This is a genomic window from bacterium (genome assembly GCA_021372515.1).
GTDB lineage: Bacteria > Gemmatimonadota > Glassbacteria > GWA2-58-10 > GWA2-58-10 > JAJFUG01.
This window is the reverse complement of sequence record JAJFUG010000081.1, coordinates 1-19,946: the sequence shown is the minus strand read 5'-3', so window position 1 is coordinate 19,946 and position 19,946 is coordinate 1. Positions and strand designations below refer to the sequence as shown.

20 protein-coding genes are annotated in these 19,946 nt (G+C 64.8%); all 20 read left to right on the top strand.

The annotated features are described in order from the left end of the window. The first annotated feature begins 12 nt into the window (after positions 1 to 12). Positions 13 to 1,299: a dihydroorotase gene (locus LLH00_08390; protein ID MCE5271290.1), complete on the top strand. Its 1,287-nt coding sequence runs from the start codon at positions 13 to 15 to the stop codon at positions 1,297 to 1,299. A 1-nt stretch (position 1,300) separates the two neighbouring features. After that, the gene (locus tag LLH00_08385) at positions 1,301 to 1,459 is read left to right on the top strand and encodes a hypothetical protein (GenBank protein MCE5271289.1); all 159 of its coding nucleotides are present in this window, start codon (positions 1,301 to 1,303) and stop codon (positions 1,457 to 1,459) included. A gap of 107 nt (positions 1,460 to 1,566) precedes the next feature. Then, positions 1,567 to 2,277, top strand: a complete 711-nt coding sequence (locus LLH00_08380; GenBank protein ID MCE5271288.1) for a HEAT repeat domain-containing protein — start codon at positions 1,567 to 1,569, stop codon at positions 2,275 to 2,277. A 292-nt stretch (positions 2,278 to 2,569) separates the two neighbouring features. Further along, a complete protein-coding gene (locus LLH00_08375; GenBank protein MCE5271287.1) occupies positions 2,570 to 3,559 on the top strand; it encodes a MoxR family ATPase in 990 nt (329 codons plus the stop codon). 1 nt (position 3,560) lies between these two features. Then, a complete protein-coding gene (locus tag LLH00_08370; protein MCE5271286.1) occupies positions 3,561 to 4,439 on the top strand; it encodes a DUF58 domain-containing protein in 879 nt (292 codons plus the stop codon). 48 nt (positions 4,440 to 4,487) lie between these two features. Continuing rightward, a complete protein-coding gene (locus tag LLH00_08365; GenBank protein MCE5271285.1) occupies positions 4,488 to 5,438 on the top strand; it encodes an ABC transporter ATP-binding protein in 951 nt (316 codons plus the stop codon). Positions 5,439 to 5,489: 51 nt separating this feature from the next. Then, positions 5,490 to 6,269, top strand: coding sequence for an ABC transporter permease (locus LLH00_08360; protein MCE5271284.1), 780 nt, complete (start codon positions 5,490 to 5,492; stop codon positions 6,267 to 6,269). 6 nt (positions 6,270 to 6,275) lie between these two features. Beyond that, entirely contained in the window at positions 6,276 to 7,967 is a 1,692-nt protein-coding gene (locus LLH00_08355; GenBank protein ID MCE5271283.1) for a GldG family protein, read from the top strand. Between the two features lie 51 nt (positions 7,968 to 8,018). Then, complete coding sequence (locus LLH00_08350; GenBank protein MCE5271282.1) at positions 8,019 to 9,389, top strand: DUF4340 domain-containing protein; 1,371 nt, start codon at positions 8,019 to 8,021, stop codon at positions 9,387 to 9,389. Between the two features lie 23 nt (positions 9,390 to 9,412). Then, on the top strand, positions 9,413 to 10,426 hold the full coding sequence (locus tag LLH00_08345; GenBank protein MCE5271281.1) for a BatD family protein: 1,014 nt from the start codon (positions 9,413 to 9,415) through the stop codon (positions 10,424 to 10,426). Continuing rightward, positions 10,423 to 11,475 (top strand): VWA domain-containing protein, encoded by a 1,053-nt coding sequence (locus LLH00_08340; GenBank protein ID MCE5271280.1) that lies wholly within the window; start codon positions 10,423 to 10,425, stop codon positions 11,473 to 11,475. Before LLH00_08345 ends, LLH00_08340 begins: the two co-directional genes overlap by 4 nt. Before the next feature lie 16 nt (positions 11,476 to 11,491). Beyond that, a complete protein-coding gene (locus tag LLH00_08335) occupies positions 11,492 to 12,541 on the top strand; it encodes a VWA domain-containing protein (GenBank protein ID MCE5271279.1) in 1,050 nt (349 codons plus the stop codon). Then, entirely contained in the window at positions 12,538 to 13,332 is a 795-nt protein-coding gene (locus tag LLH00_08330; GenBank protein MCE5271278.1) for a tetratricopeptide repeat protein, read from the top strand. The genes LLH00_08335 and LLH00_08330 overlap by 4 nt, the downstream gene beginning before the upstream one ends. Then, positions 13,329 to 15,176: a BatD family protein gene (locus tag LLH00_08325; GenBank protein MCE5271277.1), complete on the top strand. Its 1,848-nt coding sequence runs from the start codon at positions 13,329 to 13,331 to the stop codon at positions 15,174 to 15,176. Before LLH00_08330 ends, LLH00_08325 begins: the two co-directional genes overlap by 4 nt. Further along, positions 15,173 to 15,982: a hypothetical protein gene (locus LLH00_08320; GenBank protein MCE5271276.1), complete on the top strand. Its 810-nt coding sequence runs from the start codon at positions 15,173 to 15,175 to the stop codon at positions 15,980 to 15,982. The genes LLH00_08325 and LLH00_08320 overlap by 4 nt, the downstream gene beginning before the upstream one ends. 300 nt (positions 15,983 to 16,282) lie before the next feature. Next, entirely contained in the window at positions 16,283 to 16,900 is a 618-nt protein-coding gene (locus LLH00_08315; protein MCE5271275.1) for a sigma-70 family RNA polymerase sigma factor, read from the top strand. A gap of 59 nt (positions 16,901 to 16,959) precedes the next feature. Further along, positions 16,960 to 17,946 carry a porphobilinogen synthase gene (gene hemB / locus LLH00_08310; protein MCE5271274.1) on the top strand — a complete coding sequence of 329 codons (987 nt, stop codon included), beginning with the start codon at positions 16,960 to 16,962 and terminating at the stop codon, positions 17,944 to 17,946. After that, positions 17,943 to 18,443, top strand: coding sequence for an Lrp/AsnC family transcriptional regulator (locus LLH00_08305; GenBank protein MCE5271273.1), 501 nt, complete (start codon positions 17,943 to 17,945; stop codon positions 18,441 to 18,443). Before hemB ends, LLH00_08305 begins: the two co-directional genes overlap by 4 nt. Continuing rightward, positions 18,443 to 18,955, top strand: a complete 513-nt coding sequence (locus LLH00_08300) for an AsnC family transcriptional regulator (GenBank protein ID MCE5271272.1) — start codon at positions 18,443 to 18,445, stop codon at positions 18,953 to 18,955. The genes LLH00_08305 and LLH00_08300 overlap by 1 nt, the downstream gene beginning before the upstream one ends. Then, positions 18,952 to 19,946, top strand: a 995-nt coding sequence (locus LLH00_08295) for a glutamate-1-semialdehyde 2,1-aminomutase (GenBank protein MCE5271271.1), incomplete at its 3' end; no start/stop codon positions are given. The genes LLH00_08300 and LLH00_08295, both read left to right, overlap by 4 nt.

The window sequence follows — 19,946 nt, the reverse complement described above, 5'->3', positions numbered from 1 at the left end:
GGCAGGTGCCTTTTGGACCGTCTGCTGATACGCGGGGGTCGGGTGATCGACCCCGTGAACAAGGTCGATGCCCGGCTGGACCTGCTGGTGGCCGAGGGGAAAGTGGCCGCCCTGGGACAGAGCCTCGACGCGCCGGAGGGTGTGCGCGTGGTCGAGGCTGCGGGCAAGGTGGTCGCTCCGGGGCTGATAGACATGCACGTACACCTGCGCGAGCCCGGGCGCGAGGATGAGGAGACTGTCGAGACCGGCTGCCTGGCCGCGGTGGCCGGAGGGTTCACCGCAGTGGCCGCCATGCCCAACACCGACCCGGTCACCGACAACCAGGCCGCGGTGGGCTATATCATCCGCGAGGCCATCCGCAGCGGCTACGCCACGGTCTACCCGGTGGGGGCGATCACCAAGGGCCTGGCCGGCGAGAGCCTGGCCGAGATGGGCGGGATGATCGAGGCCGGGGCGGTGGCGTTCACCGATGACGGGCACTGTGTGAACAGCGCCGAGATGATGCTCAAGGCGATGAAGTATTCCACCATTTTCGACGTGCCCATTATCAACCATTGCGAGGACAAATCGCTGGTGGGCGGCGGCGCGATGAACGCCGGCCTGGTCGCCACCCGTCTGGGCCTGGCCGGGGTGGCCGCCGAGAGCGAGGAGATAATAGTCTACCGTGACTGCGCCCTGGCCCGGCTTTCCGGGGCGCGCTACCATGTGGCGCACCTGTCCTGCGCCCGGTCGGCCGGCATTGTCGAGCGTTTCAAGGCCGAGGGCGTGCGGGTGAGCGCCGAGGTCACCCCGCACCACCTGGTGCTGACCGACGCGGCGGTGGAGGGCTATAACACCAACGCCAAGATGGCGCCCCCGCTGCGGCGGACCGAGGATGTGGCCGCGCTGCGCAAGGCCCTGGCCGCGGGCGTGATCGACTGCATCGCCACCGACCACGCGCCGCACCATTACAACGAGAAAGAGGCGGCTTTCGCGGACGCCCCCAACGGGGTGATCGGCCTGGAGACCGCTTTCCCGGTGCTCTACACCGAGCTGGTGCTGGGCAAGGTGTTGAGCCTCGGCGCACTGATCGAGAAAATGAGCCCCGCCCCGGCCAGGGTGCTGGGTGTGCGCGGCGGCTCGCTGGCCCAGGGACAGATTGCGGATATCACCGTGCTGGACCTGGACACGAAGTGGAGCATCGACAAGAACAGTTTCTATTCCAAGAGCCGCAACACGCCGTTTGACGGGATGCAGGTCACCGGACGGGCCGTGGCCACGGTGGTGGGCGGGCGGCTGGTCTGGGAGCTGGGGGGCTGAGATGGACGCTGGAGCCGACAGCCAGCCGGAGGGGGAGAGGAACCCCGCCCGGCCCGGCCTGCCACTGGTGTTTTTCGGGCTTTACGCGCTGCTTCTGACCCTGGCCGCGCTGAGCGAGGTGTTCGGCTGGGGCTGGTTCGACCATCCGTTTTTCAAATGAATCCGGGCGGCGCTTATATCAGGCGCTCTGCCGTTCATGCGACAGCATTGAGGGAGATTATGTCTGTATTAAGACTCTTTTCCGCGAAGAAAACCGGTCCTGCCCCGGTGTCCCTGCTGGTTTCGGCGGTGGTTCTGGCGCTGGCCTGCGGTCCGCGCGACCCGCAGCTTAAAAAGGAAACCGCGATGGTGACCAGCGGCCTGGAGGTGCTGCGCAGCGGCACGCCTCTGCAGCGGGACTCGACCATACGCACTTTATACAGCCTCAAGCACGCGGAGCTGCTGACCGCGCACCTGGATGACCCCGATCCGAACGTGCGGATCGCCATGGTCAGCGCCCTGGGGTTCCTCAAGGACAAGTCCTCGGCCCCGGCGCTGAACCGCCTGCTCACCACGGCCACGGACTACCTCCTGCGCGAGACCGTGCTCTACGCCGTGGGCGAGGTCTGCGACACCAGCAGCGTGCCGATCCTGGTGGCTCTTCTCACCGACCCGGCCACAGACCGCGACCTGCGCCTGAGCATCCCGATCACCCTGGCCTCGTTCGGCCACGGGGAGGCAACGCCGCAGGTGGTGAAGGCTTTCACGGATATACTGGAAGCCAACGGCGGGGATATCGAGCTTTGCTCCTACGTGTCCGTGGGCGTGATGGAGGTGTTGAGCGCCGACAACGTGGACTCGTTCCGCCGTTTCCTGCCCGAGTTGAAGCGGATGGCCGAGCAGCGCAAGGCCGAGGCCGGGACGGATGACGGCATCTACACGAATTTCGACCTGACCATCCAGGAGCTGGAACATTTCGGGACCCCGGCCGGCAGTTGATTCGCGCGCGGGGTCTGCGGCCGGTTGTGGCTGCGAGGACTGAGACCGCCGGAGGTCTCAGTTTTTTATTGCCACTTGTCTTTGCCCCATTTGGGGCAGCTTTGCTTTAAAAGGCGAAAGCGCCGGAAACGGCTGTTGTGGCGGCTCCGGCGTAAGCTGAGCGGGATCAAGCGGTTGAATTGAGCGCTGAAATTTGTGCCGGCTGGTATGGGGTTTGCCTTTAGGGCAATGACACACTTGTCCCGGCGCGAGCGGTCCGGGCCCAAGAAGCTTTCCTCTCACGGAGACTTGGATGAACGAACAGATAAGCATCCTGAACGAGCAGGTGAAACAGGAGAGCGCTTTCGTCGAGAGCGTGATCCACGAGGTGGGGCGGGTGATAGTGGGGCAGCGCCACATGCTGGAGCGTCTGCTGCTGGGCATTCTGTGCGACGGGCATGTGCTGCTGGAGGGTGTGCCGGGCTTGGCCAAGACACTCAGTGTGCGCACCCTGAGCCAGGTGATCGAGGCCGGGTTCCAGCGTATCCAGTTCACCCCCGACCTTCTGCCCGCCGACCTGATCGGTACGATGGTCTACAACCAGAAGACCGGCGAGTTCGTGCCGCACCGGGGCCCCCTGTTCACCAACATAGTGCTGGCCGATGAGATCAACCGCGCCCCGGCCAAGGTGCAGAGCGCCCTTCTGGAGGCCATGCAGGAGCGCCAGGTGACCATCGGCTCCACCACCTACCGTCTGCCCGACCCGTTCCTGGTCCTGGCCACCGAGAACCCGATCGAGCAGGAGGGCACGTACCCGCTTCCCGAGGCCCAGGTGGACCGTTTCATGTTCAAGATCAAGGTGGACTATCCGGGCCGCGAGGACGAGCGCCGCATTCTCGATCTGATGTCCACCGGCGAGCCGCCCGTGGTGCGCCCGCTGCTCAAGCCCCAGGACATCGTGCGCCTGCGCAAGGTGGTGCGCGAGGTCTACATGGACGATAAAGTCAAGGACTACATCGTCTCGCTGGTCATGGCCACCCGTCAGCCGGCCGAGTTCGGACTGCCCGAGCTGGGCTCGCTCATCGAGTACGGGGCCAGCCCGCGCGCCACGATCTACCTGGCCCAGGCCGCCCGCGCCAACGCCTTTATCCGCCGCCGCGGCTATGTGACCCCGGAAGACGTGAAGTACGTGGGCCTGGACGTGCTGCGCCACCGCGTGATCCTCACCTACGAGGCCGAGGCCGAGGAGCGCACGCCCGAGGACATCGTGCAGAAGATTTTCGACCACGTTGAGGTGCCCTGAGTTGATCCCGAAGGAAATCCTGGACAAGGTCCACCACATCGAGATCGTCACCCGTCAGGTGGTGGACGACGTTTTTTCCGGGGAATACCACAGCACGTTCAAGGGCCTGGGGATGGAGTTCTCCGAGGTCCGCGAGTACCAGCCGGGCGATGACATCCGCGCCATCGACTGGAACGTGACCGCCCGCATGGGCCACCCCTTCGTCAAGAAGTTCCACGAAGAGCGCGAGCTGACCGTGATGCTGATGGTGGACGCCTCGGGCAGTGGTATGTTCGGCTCTGTGGACCGGACCAAGGGTGAGTTCGCGGCCGAGCTGTGCGCAGTGCTGGCGTTCAGCGCCATTCGCAACAACGACCGGGTCGGTCTGGCCATGGTCACCGACCAGGTGGAGAAAGTGGTGGTGCCCAAGAAAGGGCGCAAGCACGTGTTGCGGGTGATCCGTGAGTTGCTCTATTTCCGTCCCGAGCACCGTGGCACCTGCCTGCGCGAGGGACTGGAGCACCTGTTCCGCGTGCTCAGCCGCCGCGCCGTGATCTTCATCGTGAGCGATTTCATGGATGCGGGTTACGAGCGGGCGCTGCGCCTGCTGAGCCGCCGTCACGATGTCGTGGTGGTGCGGATCACCGACCCGCGCGAGCTGGAGTTGCCCACGGTGGGGCTGGTCAACCTGCGCGACCCCGAGACCGGCCGCACCCTGGTGGCCGACCTGTCCTCGCCCGCGGTGCGCGAGGGGTTCCGTGTCCAGGCCGCACGGCGGCGTGGCGAGCAGGAGAGCTTTTTCAAGAGCTCTGGCATCGATTACATAGACCTTAAGGCCGGAAGCTCTTATATTGAACCCCTCATGGGTTTTTTCCGCATGCGGGCCAGGAAGATCAGATAAACCTGTCTGTCGGTGGCGGTTTCGGCGGGCAGGCCGAGCGGAGGCGCATTGATAAAAGTAGAGAACCTGAGCAAGAGGTACGGTAACTTTCACGCCGTGCGAGATATCTCGTTCCACCTGAAAAAGGGCGAGATACTGGGCTTTCTGGGGCCCAACGGCGCGGGCAAGACCACCACGATGCGTATCATCACCGGGTTCCTCTCGCGGAGCGAGGGCAAGGTGGAGGTGGCGGGCCACGACATTTTCGAGCAGCCCCTGGCGGCCAAGCGCAATATCGGCTACCTGCCGGAACTGCCCCCGCTGTACAAGGAGATGCGGGTGCAGGACTACCTGAATTTCTGCGGGGTGATCAAGGGCCTCAAGAGCGCCCGCGAGCGCAAACGGCGCCTGGATTTCGTGCTGGATCGCTGCTCGCTGGGCGAGGTGCGCTCTTTCCACATGCACAAGCTCAGCAAGGGCTACCGTCAGCGGGTGGGCCTGGCCCAGGCGCTGATCCACAACCCGCCGATCCTGATCCTGGACGAGCCGACCAGCGGCCTGGACCCGCACCAGATCATCGAGGTGCGCCAGCTCATCCGCCAGATCGCCGGTGACCACAGCATCCTTCTGAGCACGCACATTCTGCCCGAGGCCAGCCTGACCTGCGACCGGGTGCTGATAATCAACCGCGGCCGTATCCTGGCCGAGGACACCACCGAGCGCCTGACCGGACGGCTCCAGGGCAACGAGAACCTGAGCCTGACCTGGCGCGGCGGCCCGGCCGACCTGCCGCAGCGTCTGGCCGCACTGCCCGGGCGGATCAAGGTGGGCGAGCCGCAACCCGAGCGGGAGGACAGCCGGGTCAAGCGGATGGAACTGGAATTCGAGCTGAAACAGGACCACCGCGGGGAGATCGCCCGCGCCGTGGTTGAGTCCGGGGCGGAGTTGCTCGAACTGCGGGCCAATACGATGTCCCTGGAGGAAATTTTCATCCGTATCACCTCGCAGATCGAGTCCTGAGCCGGCGGAGCCCGAGCTCAGTCACCCGGACACATCCAGGGGAAAACAGGCATGCGAAATATCTTATCGATATTCTGGCGCGAGTACCGGTCTTACTTTGTCAGCCCGATCGCCTATGTGGTGATCGGCGTGTTTATCTTTCTGGTGGCCAACCGTTTCGTCTACCAGTTCAACCAGTTCGTCGACCTGAGCTTCAAGACGATCAGCGACGCTCTGGCCCGGCAGCAGGCTATCCCCAAGGTCAGCATCAACGACACTGTGGTGCGCAGCATCTTCCAGGAGATACGCACGATCAGCATGTTCCTGCTGCCGATGATCACGATGCGCCTGTTCGCCGAGGAGCGCAAGACCGGCACGGTGGAGCTGCTGCTCACCTCCCCGCTGACCATCACACAATTGGTGCTCGGCAAGTTCCTGGGCGGGTTTATCCTGTTCCTGACCATGGTGCTGCCCACCTCGGCGCTGTTTTTCTACCTGTTCCTCTACGGCAACCCCGACCTGGGGCCGATCCTGACCAGTTACGCCGGGATCGTGCTGTTCGGGGCAGCGGTGATAGCGCTGGGCCTTTTGATCAGCTCGCTGACCGAGAACCAGATCATCGCCGGGGCGCTCACTTTCGGGGCGTTCCTGTTCCTCTGGCTGATGGGAAGGCTGGGTGAGTCGAATTTCACGGTCTGGTCCAAGCTGGCCGACTACCTGTCGATCACCTCGCACTACAACAATTTCGCCATGGGAGTGATAGACTCACGCGATGTGCTGTTCTACCTGTCGTTCACTTTCTTCGGCCTGCTCCTGACATACCAGTCCATTTCATCACTGCGCTGGAGGTGAGGCCGGATGAGACAGAAAATCAGAAAATACGGATACGCGTCCCCGGTCATCCTGCTGGCCGGTCTGGGCATGTACTATGTGAACGGTCTGTGGGATTCGCTCTCGATCGGCCTGAGCGTCCTGGGCGCGGCGGGCCTGGTCCTCTGGCTGGCCGTGGGCATGGATGAGGTGCGCCAGATGTTCCGGGCGCGAACTTTCCGCTCCGGGACCAGCACGCTGCTGGTGATCAGCGTGGCGGCCAGCGTGCTGGTGGTGGTGAACCTGTTAGGCTACCGCCATTTCGTCTGGAAGGACATCACCCTGGCCAAGAAATACGAGCTCAGCCCCCTGACCCTGAACGTGATCAAGCAGATCGAAGAGGCGAAAAAGGAAATCCACCTGACCGCCTTTTTCTGGCAGCACGTGGACTACAACCTGTCGACCGAGCAGAACCAGCAGATGGTCCGCGACAACGCGCGCCGCGAGAGCAAGCTGCGCGACCTGCTGGCGGTCTACAGCAGTGTCTGCCCCTTCATCCACTTCCGTTTCATCGACCCGAACCGCGAGCTGGTCCTGTCGCAACAGTACAACATCCAGCGCTACCGTGACAACGTGGTGGCGGTGGAGAGCGGGGCGAGCCAGGAGATGGTGACGAACATGGGCAACGAGGAGGCGGTGACCAACGCCCTGATCCGCGCCCTGAGCGCCGACCGCCGTAAGATCTATTTCCTGCAGGGACACCAGGAGCGGGCCATCGATGACGGGGGCAACAGCGGGTTCATGCTGGCCGGGCAGGCCGTGGCCGACCAGAGCTACATGGTCGAGCCGCTCAACGTGCTGGAGGCCGGGGGCGTGCCCGCCGACTGCCGCGTCCTGGTGATAGCCGGGCCGCACAAGCCGCTGCTGCCCGATGAGATTCGCCTGATCGACGATTACCTGGAGAACAACGGCCGGGTGCTGGTGGCCCTGGACCCCGAGTACGAGGCCGGTCTCGATGAGTGGCTCCTGAGCTGGGGCATCCGGGTGGACAAGGACATCGTGGTGGACAATTCCGCCGCCGGCGTGCGCCAGGGCGCCGGGCCCACCGAGCCGCTGATCTACAGCTACGACAAGGAGCACCCGATTACCGCTCCGCTGCAGAAAGCTTTCACCACCCTGCCCACGGTGCGCTCGGTTCGGGTGATGAGCGACCACGACCCCGAGATCACTCTGACCGTCCTGGCCAGCACCAGTGACAACAGCTGGGGTGAGACCGACCTCACCCCGATGGCGATCAAGACCCCCACTTTCGACCCGTCCGACCTGAGCGGCCCGGTGCCGGTGGCCGTGGCCATGCACAAGAAACTGGAGGAGACCGAGCCGGGGGTCCGGGAGGTCAAGACCGGTGCGATCGACCACACCCCGACCCAGCAGGAGTTGCGCAAGATCAAGCTCGATCTGTCGCAGCGCCGGGCCGAGATGGTGGTGTTCGGCGACAGCGAATTCGCCTCGAACGAGTACCTGCGCTACGGCGGCAACTGGGACCTGTTCATGAACTCGATCAACTGGCTGGTGGGCGATGAGCGCTTGATCAGCATCGCCGCCAAGGACCCGGAAGACCAGACCATCTACATCAACCAGCGCCAGGCCAAGCGCATGGCCCTGGCGGTGCAGTACGGGCTGCCGCTCCTGGTGCTGCTGTTCGGGGTCTGGGTCTGGGTGATGCGCCTTCGCACCTGATGCAACAACTCGGTCCACCTAAGGCATCCGACCACGATAAGGGATAGGCTGATGAACTGGAAGATACTGCTTGTCATTCTGCTGGTCATGACCGGAGCCGGGGTGTATCTGGCCCGGCAAATGGGGGGTTTCAAGAAAGAGGAGCCGCAGCCGAAACAGATCGAAAAGCTGCTGACTTTCGACCTGGCGACGGTGGACCGGGCGCAGATCAGCTTTATGGATACGACCTACCAGCTCGAGCGTCATTTCGACGAGTGGCGGATCGCGCAGCCCTATCCCGGCGAGCAGGCCGACAGTCTGACAGTCAACAACATGCTGCGGACCCTGACCAAGATCAGCGTGATACGCAAGATTCCGCTGGACTCGATCAGCCTGGCACAGGTGAACCTCGACAATCCGGTGCTTTCGTTCGAACTGCATTTCTTGGACGGCAGCACGCAGGGGGTGAGTTTCGGGGCCCTGAACCCCACCACTGACAACCTCTATGTCCGGAGAACCTCGGCGGACAGTGTCCTGATGGTGAGTAAGATCCTGGGACCGTCCCTGGCCGTGAACAGCCGGATGATCCGCAGCAAGCAGCTGATCAACCTGCCGGTGCTGCGGGTGAGCGCCCTGGAGCTGGAGCATGACGGGCGCAGCGACCGTCTCGCCGTGGACCCGCAGTCCGGCGGCTGGAACGCGCTGGATGGCTCCGTGGCCCATCCGGTCGACAAACTGATTGTCCTGACCGTGCTGGAAAGGCTGCACCTGGGACAGGTGCGCGAGTTCCACGCGCCTGAGGAGGCCGGCATGCCGGTCACCGGACTGGACCGTCCGGTGCGCCGCGTGAGCGTGGAGGACCTGGACGGCAAGCGCAACGAGGTCCGTCTGGGCCGGCCCGTGGCCGGGCGGGACTACCTGCTCTGGGCCAGCTCGACCGTCTATCCGAATGAGCTTTTGATGGTGGATTCGCTGCTGGTGAGCCAGCTCGACCGTCTGCGGCCCGAGAGAATCCCCTATGTCCGTCTGGCCCAGCTTGACATCCACACTGTCGACCGGATGCTTTTGCAGTACCGGGCCAACGAGTTGGAGCTCAAGGCCGATTCCGACACCCTGTGGCGGATACTTCTGCCCCGCGAGCACAAGGCCCGTCTCTGGCAGGTGGAGCGGATCCTGGCCGAGGTGGATACGATGAACGCGCTGACAGTGCTGCAGCAGCAGGCCAACGGGCGTGGGTTCGAGGACCCGCAGCTCGATCTGAGCCTGTTCAGCGGCGACAGCCTGGTCGGGCATTTTCTGGTGGGGGACTACGCGGGTATGGACATATATTTCCGGGATGTCCTGCTGAGGACCGATTATACGATCCCCCCGCGCACTCTGGAGCGGCTGTCCTGGACGTTCGACGATCTGGCGGATGTCCCGGTCAGGCATGTGGTTCAATAGCATAAACGCCAAAGAACGTGTATATGAATAGATCGTTTACCCTGCCGGCCCTGGCTTTGCTGCTTTGCACCGGGGCGACGGCGGCAGCCCAACCGCAGGTGGATGCCCGCCTGGACACCACCGGGATCAGTATCGGCGACCCGGTGACCCTCACTCTTTCGGCCCACACCGGGCCGGGGGAGACTGTCCGCTTTCCGGACCTTCAGCCCGCACCCGACAAATTCGAGCTGATCTCGGCCGGCTCTCCGGAGCGTTACGAGGAGGGCAACGGGGCCAGCCTTGAGCGCCGCAGCTTCAGGCTCACCTCGTTCGAGACCGGCCGTCTGGAGCTTCCGCCCCTGCCGTTTGTGGTCATGGAGTCGAACGGCTCGGTGGACACGGTCTACACCCGTGCCTTGTCCCTGGAGGTGGTCAGCCTGCTCCAGGACACGACCAAGACCGATGTCCGTCCACTCAAGCCGCTGATCGAGGCGCCGCCGCGCTGGCATGTCCTGGCGCTCTTGGCCGTGGCCGCCCTGCTGGTCCTGGCCGGACTGATCTGGCTATGGCGGCGCTACCTGAAACGCCGCGACCAGCGCCTGAGCGGCGCCCCGGCAGAGGCGGGCCCCAAACGTCCCGCCCACGTGGTGGCCCTGGAGGAACTGGACCGGATCAAGGCCCTCGGGCTGATCGAAAAGGGCGAGATCAAGCTGTTCCACAGCCTGATCTCGGATGCGATGCGGCGCTACATCCAGGACCTCTACGAGATCGAGGCCATCGACATGACCACCTGGGAGGTGTACGAGAGCCTGCACCGGGCGCTCACGGCCGGGCCGGACATCGCCGACCGTTTCCAGGAGTTCCTGCAGGCCTGCGACCTGGTCAAGTTCGCCAAGTACCGTCCGCCCATTGTGGAGATAAACTCGGTTTTCAACCAGGCCTATGATCTGGTCGAACTGACCCGCCGTCTGCCCGCGGCTGAAGCTGCGGAGGAGACAGCCCCGGTCGCGGACGTGGACAGCGTTGAGCCGGCCTCCACAGAGGAGGCGCCGAAATGATAGAAAGAATAATTGAAGCCGTGCTTGACTGGCTCCCTGACATAAACTACGCCGGTTTCGAGTTCGCCGACCGCTACGCCCTTCTACTCCTGCTGCTGCTGGCGCCGCTGGGCTGGGCCTGGTTCGGCTGGCGCTCGCGCCGTCGCCGCAGCCTGGATTTTTCCGATCTGCCGGGCCTGGTCCGGGTGACCGGCCCCTGGACCCGGGTGCGCCCGCACGTGCCGTTCGCGCTGCGCCTTCTGGCGTTGGCCCTGATCGCCCTGGCCCTGGCCCGTCCGCGCAGCGGCTCCAGCGTTGAGGAGGTCTCCAGCGAGGGGATCGACATCATCCTGACCGTGGATGTGTCCACCAGCATGCTGGCCGAGGACCTGCGCCGCGGCGAGAACCGTCTGGAGGTGGCCCGCGAGGTGGTGACCGATTTCATCGGCAAGCGCCGTCACGACCGCATCGGCCTGGTGGCGTTCGCGGCCAAGGCCCTGACCCGCTGTCCTCCCACCCTGGACTACCGCGTGCTGCAGGCCCAGGTGGACAACCTGAAGATCGGCTCCATCGAGGACGGCACCGCGATCGGGGTGGCCCTGGCCAGCAGCGTCAACCGCCTGCGCTCCTCCCGGGCCAAGAGCCGGGTGATAATCCTGCTCACGGACGGGATGAACAACCGCGGCGAAATCGACCCGCTGACCGCGGCACATGTGGCCCAGGCCGAGAAAGTGAAAGTCTACACCATCGGCGCGGGCACCCGCGGGGTGGCCCCGGTGCCGATGATGGACCAGTTCGGCAACACGCGCTACGTGAACCAGCAGGTGGAGATCGACGAGAAGACCCTGGGCGAGATCGCCGAGCTGACCGGCGGCCGCTACTACCGGGCCACCAACGCCGCCGAGCTGGAGAACATCTACCGCGAGATCGACAGTCTGGAAAAGACGAAAGTGGAAGTCAAGCAGTACCAGCGCTACGATGAGCTGTTCATGCTGCTGCTCGTTCCGGCGCTGCTGCTGCTGGTGATCGAGATCCTGCTGGCCCGGACACGTTTCGGGACTTTGCCTTGATTCGAGGGGTTGGGATATGCATTTCCAGAACCCGCAGTTTTTTCATCTGCTCTGGCTGCTGCCGCTGACCGTGCTGTTTCTCTGGCTGAGCGGACGGGCGCGTCGTCGCGCCCTGGCCCGTTTCGCCGGGGCGCCGCTGCTGGAGCGCCTGAGCGACCCGGTGTTCGAGTGGGTCAGCCCGTTGCGCACTGTGTGCCTGCTGACCGCCCTGGGCCTGGTGGTGACAGCCCTGGCCCGCCCGCAGTACGGACGCATGCCGGTGATCCTGAAGCGCGAGGGGCGCGATATCGTGTTCCTGATCGATACCTCGACCAGCATGCTGGCCGATGACATCAAGCCCGACCGCTTGAGCCGGGCGCGTTTCGAGATCAGCAGCCTGCTGGGCCGTCTGGAGGGCGATCGCGTGGCCGTGGTGCCGTTCGCCGGGGACGCCGACATCCTTTGCCCACTGACCACCGACTACAGTGCCGCGGCCCTGTTCATCGACGCCCTGGATACGCAGATGACCTCCGAGCCCGGCACCGACATCGCCCGCGCCCTGGAAGTGGGGGCGGGCGCGTTTGACAAGGAGCAGACCAAGTACCGGGTGCTGGTGCTTATCACCGACGGTGAGCAGTTGAGCGGGGACGCCCTCGATGAGGCGCGCAAGCTGCGCGAGGCCGGAGTGCGGCTTTACGCCATCGGCATAGGCACACCGGATGGGGTGCCGATTCCGGTGCGGGACGGCTCGGGCAAGGTGACCGACTACAAGCGCGACTACCAGGGCCAGGTGGTGATGAGCCGCCTGGGAGAGCAGCTCCTGGCCGAGCTGGCACGCGCCGGGGGTGGTGAGTACTACCGCGCCGGTGACCAGGCCCTGGAGCTGGAGCGCATTTTCGACGATATCCGCAAGCTGGAGAAGCGCCAGCTCGAAAGCAAGGAGTTCGTGCTGTACAAGGACCGCTACCAGTGGTTCCTGGGGCTGGCTTTCGCGCTGCTCGTGCTGGAGCCGCTGCTGGTCGAGACCCGCCGCCGCCGTGACAACGGGCGGAACGGGCTTGCGGTGCAGGGAGGGGAACGAGGGTGAGACAGCCAGGGTACAATACAGCATTGCATTTGCTGGCGCTTTCCACGGTGTTCGTGTTATCATTCGCCGGCGCCTGGGAGAACCTTACCCAGAGCAAGCCGGAGCAGGCCCAGAAAGCCTATCACAAGGGCAATTTCCAGAAAGCCCTCGATCTGTACCAGGATGCAGCCACCCACGAGCCCGACTCCGACACCCTGGCCTACAACCTGGGCAACACGCTCTACAGCCTGGGCCGCTACCAGGACGCCTCGAAACAGTTCTCGAAGGTGCTGCAGAAAGACAAGCCCTCGCTCAGCGCAAACTCGCTCTACAACCTGGGCAACACGCTGTTCCAGATGGGCAAGGCCGGGCAGGACCAGAAAATGCTTGAGCAGGCGCTCCAGGCCTACCGCAGTTCCATCCAGCGCAACCCCGCGGACCTGGACAGCAAGTACAACTACGAGCTGACACGCCGTCTGATAAGGAAACAGCAGCAGCAACAGCAGCAGAACCAGGACCAGAAGAAGGACCAGGACCAGAAGAAGGATCAGGACAAGAAAGACCAGCAGCAAAAGCAGCAACAGAACCAGGACCAGCAGAAGAAGCAGCAGGATAAGAAAGAGCAGCAACAGCAGCCGCAGGCCGAGAAGGACAAGCAGCAACAGGAGCAGAAACCCCAGCCGCAGCCGGGCCAGATGAGCAAGGAGGAGGCCGAGCGCATCCTCAACGCCCTGATGCAGATGGAAAAGGACATGCAGGAGAAGGAAAAGAAAGCCGCCGTTCAGAAACGCGCCAAGGGGCCGGACTGGTGAGAACCATTATGACGAAAAACTATTTCTGGAGCAGGACTTTAGCCGCGCTGTCGGTGGCCGTGCTTTGCCTCGCGGTCACGGGCCGCGCCGCGGATGACGTGACCGTGCGCATCGAGGCCCAGCCGACCAGCCTGGCCGCGGGCCAGCAGCTCGACCTGACTGTCTCCATTTCCGGGGCGATGCTGCAGGTCGGACAGCCGCAGATCGCCGGGCTGGAGAGCTTCACCGTGGCCGGGACCAGCCAGAACTCCAGCTTCAATTTTATCAACGGCCGCACCAGCGTGAGCGTGGCCTACGAGTACAGCCTGTTCGCCAACCAGGTGGGCGCCTTCACCCTGGGGCCGGCCACGGTGCAGGTCAAGGGCAAGACCTATTCCTCCAACACGGTCCAGGTGACTGTGGGAGCGGGCGGCTCCGGCGCACAACCGGCCAATCCGGCCGCACCCGCCAACCCGGCCGCGTCCAGGCAGTCACAGCCGCAGGCCCCGGCCGAGGCCCCCTCCGGCGGGGCCAGTTCGCCGGACGGCAGCGTGTTCATCCAGGGCAACGCCGACCGCCGCGAGGTGTTCGTGGGCGAGCAGGTGATCTACACTTTCGGCTTTTTCTACCGCACGCGCCTGGTGGAGAACCCGGAGTATATCCCGCCCACGTTCAACGGGTTCTGGGTCGAGCAGATCGACCAGAACGCGGTGCAGTCGACCCGTAACGTGAACGGCATGACTTTCGTGGTGCAGGAGCTGCGCTACGCCCTGTTCCCGACCACCGCGGGCGAGGCCGCGATCACCCCGGCCGGCCTGAACTATGTGGTCAGCGACATCTGGAATTTTTTCGACCGCCCGCGCCGTTTCCAGCTCCGGACCAACCCGGTGAGCGTGAAAGTGAAAGCCCTGCCCGAGAGCGGCCGCCCGGATGTTTTCAACGGCGCAGTGGGTAAGTTCACTCTGTCCGCCAAGCTGGACAAGAACGAGGTCAAGCAGGGCGAGCCTGTGACCCTGGAAGTAACAGTGTCCGGCACGGGTAACATCAAGACCCTGCAGGAACCGAACCTTCCGGGTCTGAAAGATTTCGACGTCTACTCCTCCAAGAGCGAGGAGAATATCGAGCGCACCGCGGGTGGGATCGGCGGAAAGAAAACGTTCCGCTACGTGATCGTGCCGCGCAAGCCCGGCTCGTTCGGTTGGGATGGCGTGGATTACGCCTATTTCGACCCCGCGGTCGAAAAGTACGTGCTCCTGCACAGCCAGCCGGTGAAATTCACGGTCACGCCCTCCGAGGCCGGGCGCGAGGCCCCGGGCTACCGCCTGGCTCCCGAGAAAGTACTCACTCTGGGCGAGGACATCCATTACATCAAGGAGAACCTGGACCTGCTGCGGGCGCATTCCGGCTCGCCGCTGGAGGGGTTCGGGTTCTGGGGCGCCCACGCGCTGCCGCTGCTCTGCCTGGGCCTGGCCCTGGCCTGGCGCCGCCACCGCGGCCGCCTGATGAGCGACATGGGCTATGCGCGGCTGCGGCGCTCCGGGCGGCGGCTGACGGCGCACCTGAAAGAGGCCTCCCGCGCCGTCGCAGCAGGCAAGGCCCCCGAGGCTTTCGCCGCGCTGGACCGCGCCCTGATCGATTTCATCGGGGACAAGCTCAACACCGAGGCGCGCGGCATGGTGACCGAACAGATTTTAGAGCTGCTGGAGAGCCGCAAACTGGACAGCTCCCTGGTCTCGGAGGTGCGCCAGTGCCTGGAGCATTTCGCCTTTGCGCGTTTCGCGCCCTCGCAGGTCTCGGCCGCGGAGGCCGCCACCTGGTGCGAGCGGGTCAAGCAGCTTGCCTCCAGCCTGGAGAGAGCGCTATGAAACTGAATAACTTATCGACCGGAAGAGGACTGGTAATCCTTATCGCCGCTGTGCTCGCCTGTGTATTCACGGCGCGGGGCCTACGGGCGCAGGAGCAGAACATCACCACCCTGGAGACCCGTTTCATCCAGGCCAACCGCAGCTACAGCCAGGGCGAGTACGAGCAGGCGGCAAAGGAATATGCCGAGTTGCTCAAGCTGTCTGGCCCCAGCGCGGGACTCTACTACAACCTGGGCTGCGCTCAGCTCAAGGCCAATCAACTTGGGCCTGCCACGGCCTCGTTCCACCGCGCGGCGCGGCTGGCTCCCCGCGACAAGGACATCCGGGCCAACCTGCGCTTCGTGCAGGCCCTGACCCGGCCCGAGAACTCGCAGGAGGAGGGCGAGGATTTCCTGAGCGGACCGCTGTTGGGCTGGATGTTCCTGCTCTCCGACCGCGAGGTGGGGTTCAGCCAGCTCGTGCTGCTGGGCTGGGCCACTCTGGGGGCGACGTTCCTGGTGGCCGGCTACGCGGGCCGGGCGCGGCGTCTCCTGATCTGGGCCACTCTGGCCGGCACGTTCCTGCTGCTGGCCAACAGCGCTCTTCTGTCCATGCACTGGTACCGTCAGAACTACTTCACCGAGGCCGTGGTACTGGAGGCGAACTCCGAGGCGCGCAGCGGACCGGGGGAGGAGAACAACCGGGTCATGGTCCTGCCGGAGGGCACCCTGGTGCGCCTGGGCGAGAGCCGCAACGGCTGGGTGCTGGTCAGTCTGCCCAGCGGCAGCAGCGGCTGGATGCCGGCCGCCCGTCTGGAGCAGATCTGAGCCGGCTTGCACCCGGGCTGGGCACACCCCTTTTGCTTCGTGCTTGACCGCTTCTGTATATTTGAACTGAGGGGAACGCGCTCCGGTTTCGAGTGTGCCCCGCAATCTCCAACCGGACTGAAAAGCTGGTTTGTTTCTTGCATTCAGTCAGGTGTCCCGACTGCGGCGCAGGCTGCCGGGCGGGCGTTCAATTCTTGGAGATTGAGTTGGTTTATGTTACTATGAAAGCGGTCAACCATGGCGGTCAATGTGCAGGATACAGCTTGCAGTCTCGAAAATTCAGCAGAAGATATCGGAATTTTGACGACCAACGGCGACGAGTCAGTCAAGAGGGGACCAACGCGCGCCGCGCTGAGCGACGAGGAGCTGGTCCGGGAGTTCATCGACGGCGACGAGCGGGCGTTCCGTGAGTTGATGGACCGCTACAGCCGCCGGATGGTCAACTACATCTACCGGATCATCGGCGACCGCGACCGGGCCGAGGACCTTCTCCAGGACACTTTCATCCGGGTCTACCGCAATATCCACCGCTTCGACCAGAGCCGCAAGTTCTCGACCTGGCTGTACACCATCGCCACCAACCTGGCCAAGAACGAGTTGCGCAACGCCGGCCGCAGCCCGCTGATGTATTTCCAGAACTTCTTCTTCCGCAAGGACGAGCCGCAGATGTTCGAGGCCGCCGACAAGGCCGGCCGCCCGGATGACGAGCTGTACCAGAAACAATTGGGCGACATTGTCTCCAGGGCGGTGGAAAAGATGCCCAACCGTCACCGCCTCGTTTTCAGCCTGCGCGAGACCCAGGGCAAAAGCTACGAGGAGATCGCCGAAATTCTTGGCTGCAACATCGGCACGGTCAAAAGCCGCCTGAACCGCGCGCGGGCCAAGTTCGCCCAGATCGTCGAGCCGTTCCTCAAATAGACCTTTCACTATCCGCACCGGATGCACGATCCGGCTGCGGGTCCCCTTGCGAGGCCGCCATGACTTTTCCGCTCAACCGGGGCCGCCGTCTCAGGAAAAGCGCGGCGCTACGCTCCATGGTGCGCGAGACCGCGCTCAGCCCCGCCGATTTCATCTACCCGCTCTTTGCCGTGCACGGCGCCGGAGTGCGCCACGAGATACCCTCCATGCCTGGCAACTACCATCTTTCAGTCGATTGTCTGGTCCGGGAGGCGGCCGAGGCTTTCGCCGAGGGCGTGCCCGCTGTGCTGCTGTTCGGCCTGCCGGACAGCAAGGACCCGACCGGCAGCAGCAGCCTGCGCGAGGATGGGATAGTCCAGCAGGCGGTGCGCGCGCTCAAGAAAGAGCTGCCCGAGCTGGTGGTGGTCACGGATGTCTGCCTCTGCGAGTACACCGACCACGGCCATTGCGGCAAGATCGTTGACGGCCGGGTGGACAACGACGCCACGCTCGAAATCCTGGCGCAGCAGGCGCTCAGCCACGCCCGCGCCGGGGCGGACATTGTCGCTCCCTCCGACATGATGGACGGCCGGGTGCTGGCGATCCGCAAGGCGCTGGATGCCGAGGGGTTTGTCGAGACCGCGATCATGAGCTATGCCGCCAAGTACGCCAGCGCTTTCTACGGCCCGTTCCGCGAGGCCGCCGACAGCGCCCCGGCTTTCGGCGACCGCCGCACCTATCAGATGGACCCGGCCAACAGCCGCGAGGCGCTGCGCGAGGTGGCCCAGGACATCCAGGAGGGGGCCGACATCCTGATGGTCAAGCCGGCGCTGCCGTACCTGGACATAGTCTGCCGGGTGCGTGAGCGCTTCGATGTACCGGTGGCGGCCTACAACGTGAGCGGTGAGTTCTCGATGCTGCGCGCCGCCGAGCGCCTGGGCTGGCTGGACGGCTCCCGGGCGATGCTGGAGGTGCTCACCTCGATCAAGCGCGCCGGGGCCGACCTCATCATCACCTATTTCGCCCGCGAGGCCGCGCGCCTGCTGAGCCAGGGGAAACAGCCGTGAGCGGCGACCTCAGCCAGCGGGATAATTTAGTGTTGGGCGCGGTGCAGAGCGGTTTTCCGGCCGTGGAGCGGCCCTTCGCGGAAATAGGCCGCAGCCTGGGCCTGAGCGAGCAGGAGGTGCTCGACACGCTGAGGAGCCTGGTCGAGCGGCGGGTGATCCGTCGATTCGGGGCCGTGTTCGACTCGCACCGCCTGGGCTATGTCAGCACCCTGGTGGCGGTGCGTATCCCGGAGCCGGAGCGCCTTCCCGAGGTCGCCGCGGCGGTGGGACGTTATCTGGAAGTGACCCACAACTACGAGCGCACCGACAGGTTCAACCTCTGGTTCACCCTGATCGCCGAAAGCCCGGCCCGCATGGAAACGATCCTGGCGCAGGTGGCAGCCCTGCCCGGTGTGGCCGAGGTGCGCTCCCTGCCCCAGCTCGATCTGTACAAGGTCCGCGCCGAGTTCCGTCCCCTGGAGGGCGGCGGCTCCTCCGCGGCCGGGGAGGAGGACTGATGCCTGAACCGCTGCCCGCCTCCTTCGACCGGAAAGACCGGGCCCTGATCCGCCTTCTGCAAGAGGACCTGCCGCTGGTTGAGCGGCCGTATCACGAGCTGGCGGCCAAGGTGGGGCTGACCCCGGAAGAAGTCATCCAGCGGGTGCGCCGCTGGAGCGAGTCGGGCGTTATCCGACGGTTCGGCGCCTCGGTCCGTCATGTGAACATGGGCTACAAGGCCAACTGCATGGTGGTCTGGCGCGTGGAGACAGAGGCGGCCCAGGCCGCCGGGAAGGTTTTCGCCGCGTTCCCCGAGGTGACCCACTGCTACCGACGGCCGGAGTTCCCCGGCTGGCCCTACAGCCTTTACACCATGATCCACGGCGCGGACCAGGAAGCCATCGAGGCCCTGGTGGCCCGGATGTCCGCGGCCACGGGCCTCATCGATTACCGTCTGGTGCACAGTGTGAAAGAATGGAAAAAGACCTCGATGAAGTATTTCGCTGATATAGAGAAGGAGGCCCGGGAGTGAAACGCAGCCGTTCAGCCGAACTGTTCAGCCGCGCGCAGCGGATCATCCCCGGCGGGGTGAACTCGCCGGTGCGGGCTTTCCGCTCGGTGGGCGGAGCGCCGTTTTTCGTCCAGCGCGGCGAGGGGGCTTACCTCTACGACGTGGACGGCAACCGCTACCTGGATTTTGTCTGCTCCTGGGGCCCGCTGCTGTTCGGCCACACGCCCGCGGGGCTGACCGAGGTGCTGGCCCGCGCGGCGCGGCTCGGCACGAGCTACGGCGCGGCCACCGGGGGCGAGATCGAGCTGGCCGAGCGGGTGGCGCGCTGCCTGCCCTCGATAGAAATGCTGCGCCTGGTGTCGAGCGGCACCGAGGCCACCATGACCGCCCTGCGCCAGGCGCGCGCGTTCACCGGCCGCAGCCTGATAGTCAAATGCGAGGGCTGCTACCACGGCCACTCGGACAGTTTTCTGGTCAAGGCCGGCTCGGGCGGGGCCACTTTCGGGGTGCCGGACAGCGCCGGTGTGCCCAGGGAGCTTTCCGCCCTCACGGTCAATGTCCCTTACAACGATGCCGCGGCCCTGGAGCGCGTGTTGGCCGACTGCGGCGGCAACGTGGCCGCGATGATCGTGGAGCCGGTGGCGGGCAACATGGGTGTGGTGCCGCCCGCGCCGGGCTATCTGGCCGCTCTGCGCGAGTTGACCCGCAAGCACGGAGCGCTGCTCATTTTCGACGAGGTCATCACCGGGTTCCGCCTGGGGCGCGGCGGGGCGCAGGGGCGCTACGGGATCACACCGGACCTGACCTGCCTGGGCAAGATCATCGGCGGGGGGCTGCCGGTGGGCGCGGTGGGCGGGCGGCGCGAGATAATGGAGCAGCTTTCGCCCCTGGGGCCGGTCTACCAGGCCGGGACGCTTTCGGGCAACCCGCTGGCCGTGGCCGCGGGCCTCTACATGCTCGACAGGCTGGACAAGCAGCCGCCCTATGACTACCTTGAGTCCCTGGCCGCCCG

What these genes read in the sequence shown, in the direction of transcription:
- LLH00_08300 (MCE5271272.1), top strand. Translation starts at nt 18,443, where the DNA reads ATGCCTGAACCGCTGCCCGCCTCCTTCGACCGGAAAGACCGGGCCCTG.
- LLH00_08340 (MCE5271280.1), top strand. Translation starts at nt 10,423, where the DNA reads ATGATAGAAAGAATAATTGAAGCCGTGCTTGACTGGCTCCCTGACATA.
- LLH00_08355 (MCE5271283.1), top strand. Translation starts at nt 6,276, where the DNA reads ATGAGACAGAAAATCAGAAAATACGGATACGCGTCCCCGGTCATCCTG.
- LLH00_08320 (MCE5271276.1), top strand. Translation starts at nt 15,173, where the DNA reads ATGAAACTGAATAACTTATCGACCGGAAGAGGACTGGTAATCCTTATC.
- LLH00_08335 (MCE5271279.1), top strand. Translation starts at nt 11,492, where the DNA reads ATGCATTTCCAGAACCCGCAGTTTTTTCATCTGCTCTGGCTGCTGCCG.
- LLH00_08350 (MCE5271282.1), top strand. Translation starts at nt 8,019, where the DNA reads ATGAACTGGAAGATACTGCTTGTCATTCTGCTGGTCATGACCGGAGCC.
- hemB (MCE5271274.1), top strand. Translation starts at nt 16,960, where the DNA reads ATGACTTTTCCGCTCAACCGGGGCCGCCGTCTCAGGAAAAGCGCGGCG.
- LLH00_08360 (MCE5271284.1), top strand. Translation starts at nt 5,490, where the DNA reads ATGCGAAATATCTTATCGATATTCTGGCGCGAGTACCGGTCTTACTTT.
- LLH00_08375 (MCE5271287.1), top strand. Translation starts at nt 2,570, where the DNA reads ATGAACGAACAGATAAGCATCCTGAACGAGCAGGTGAAACAGGAGAGC.
- LLH00_08385 (MCE5271289.1), top strand. Translation starts at nt 1,301, where the DNA reads ATGGACGCTGGAGCCGACAGCCAGCCGGAGGGGGAGAGGAACCCCGCC.
- LLH00_08345 (MCE5271281.1), top strand. Translation starts at nt 9,413, where the DNA reads ATGAATAGATCGTTTACCCTGCCGGCCCTGGCTTTGCTGCTTTGCACC.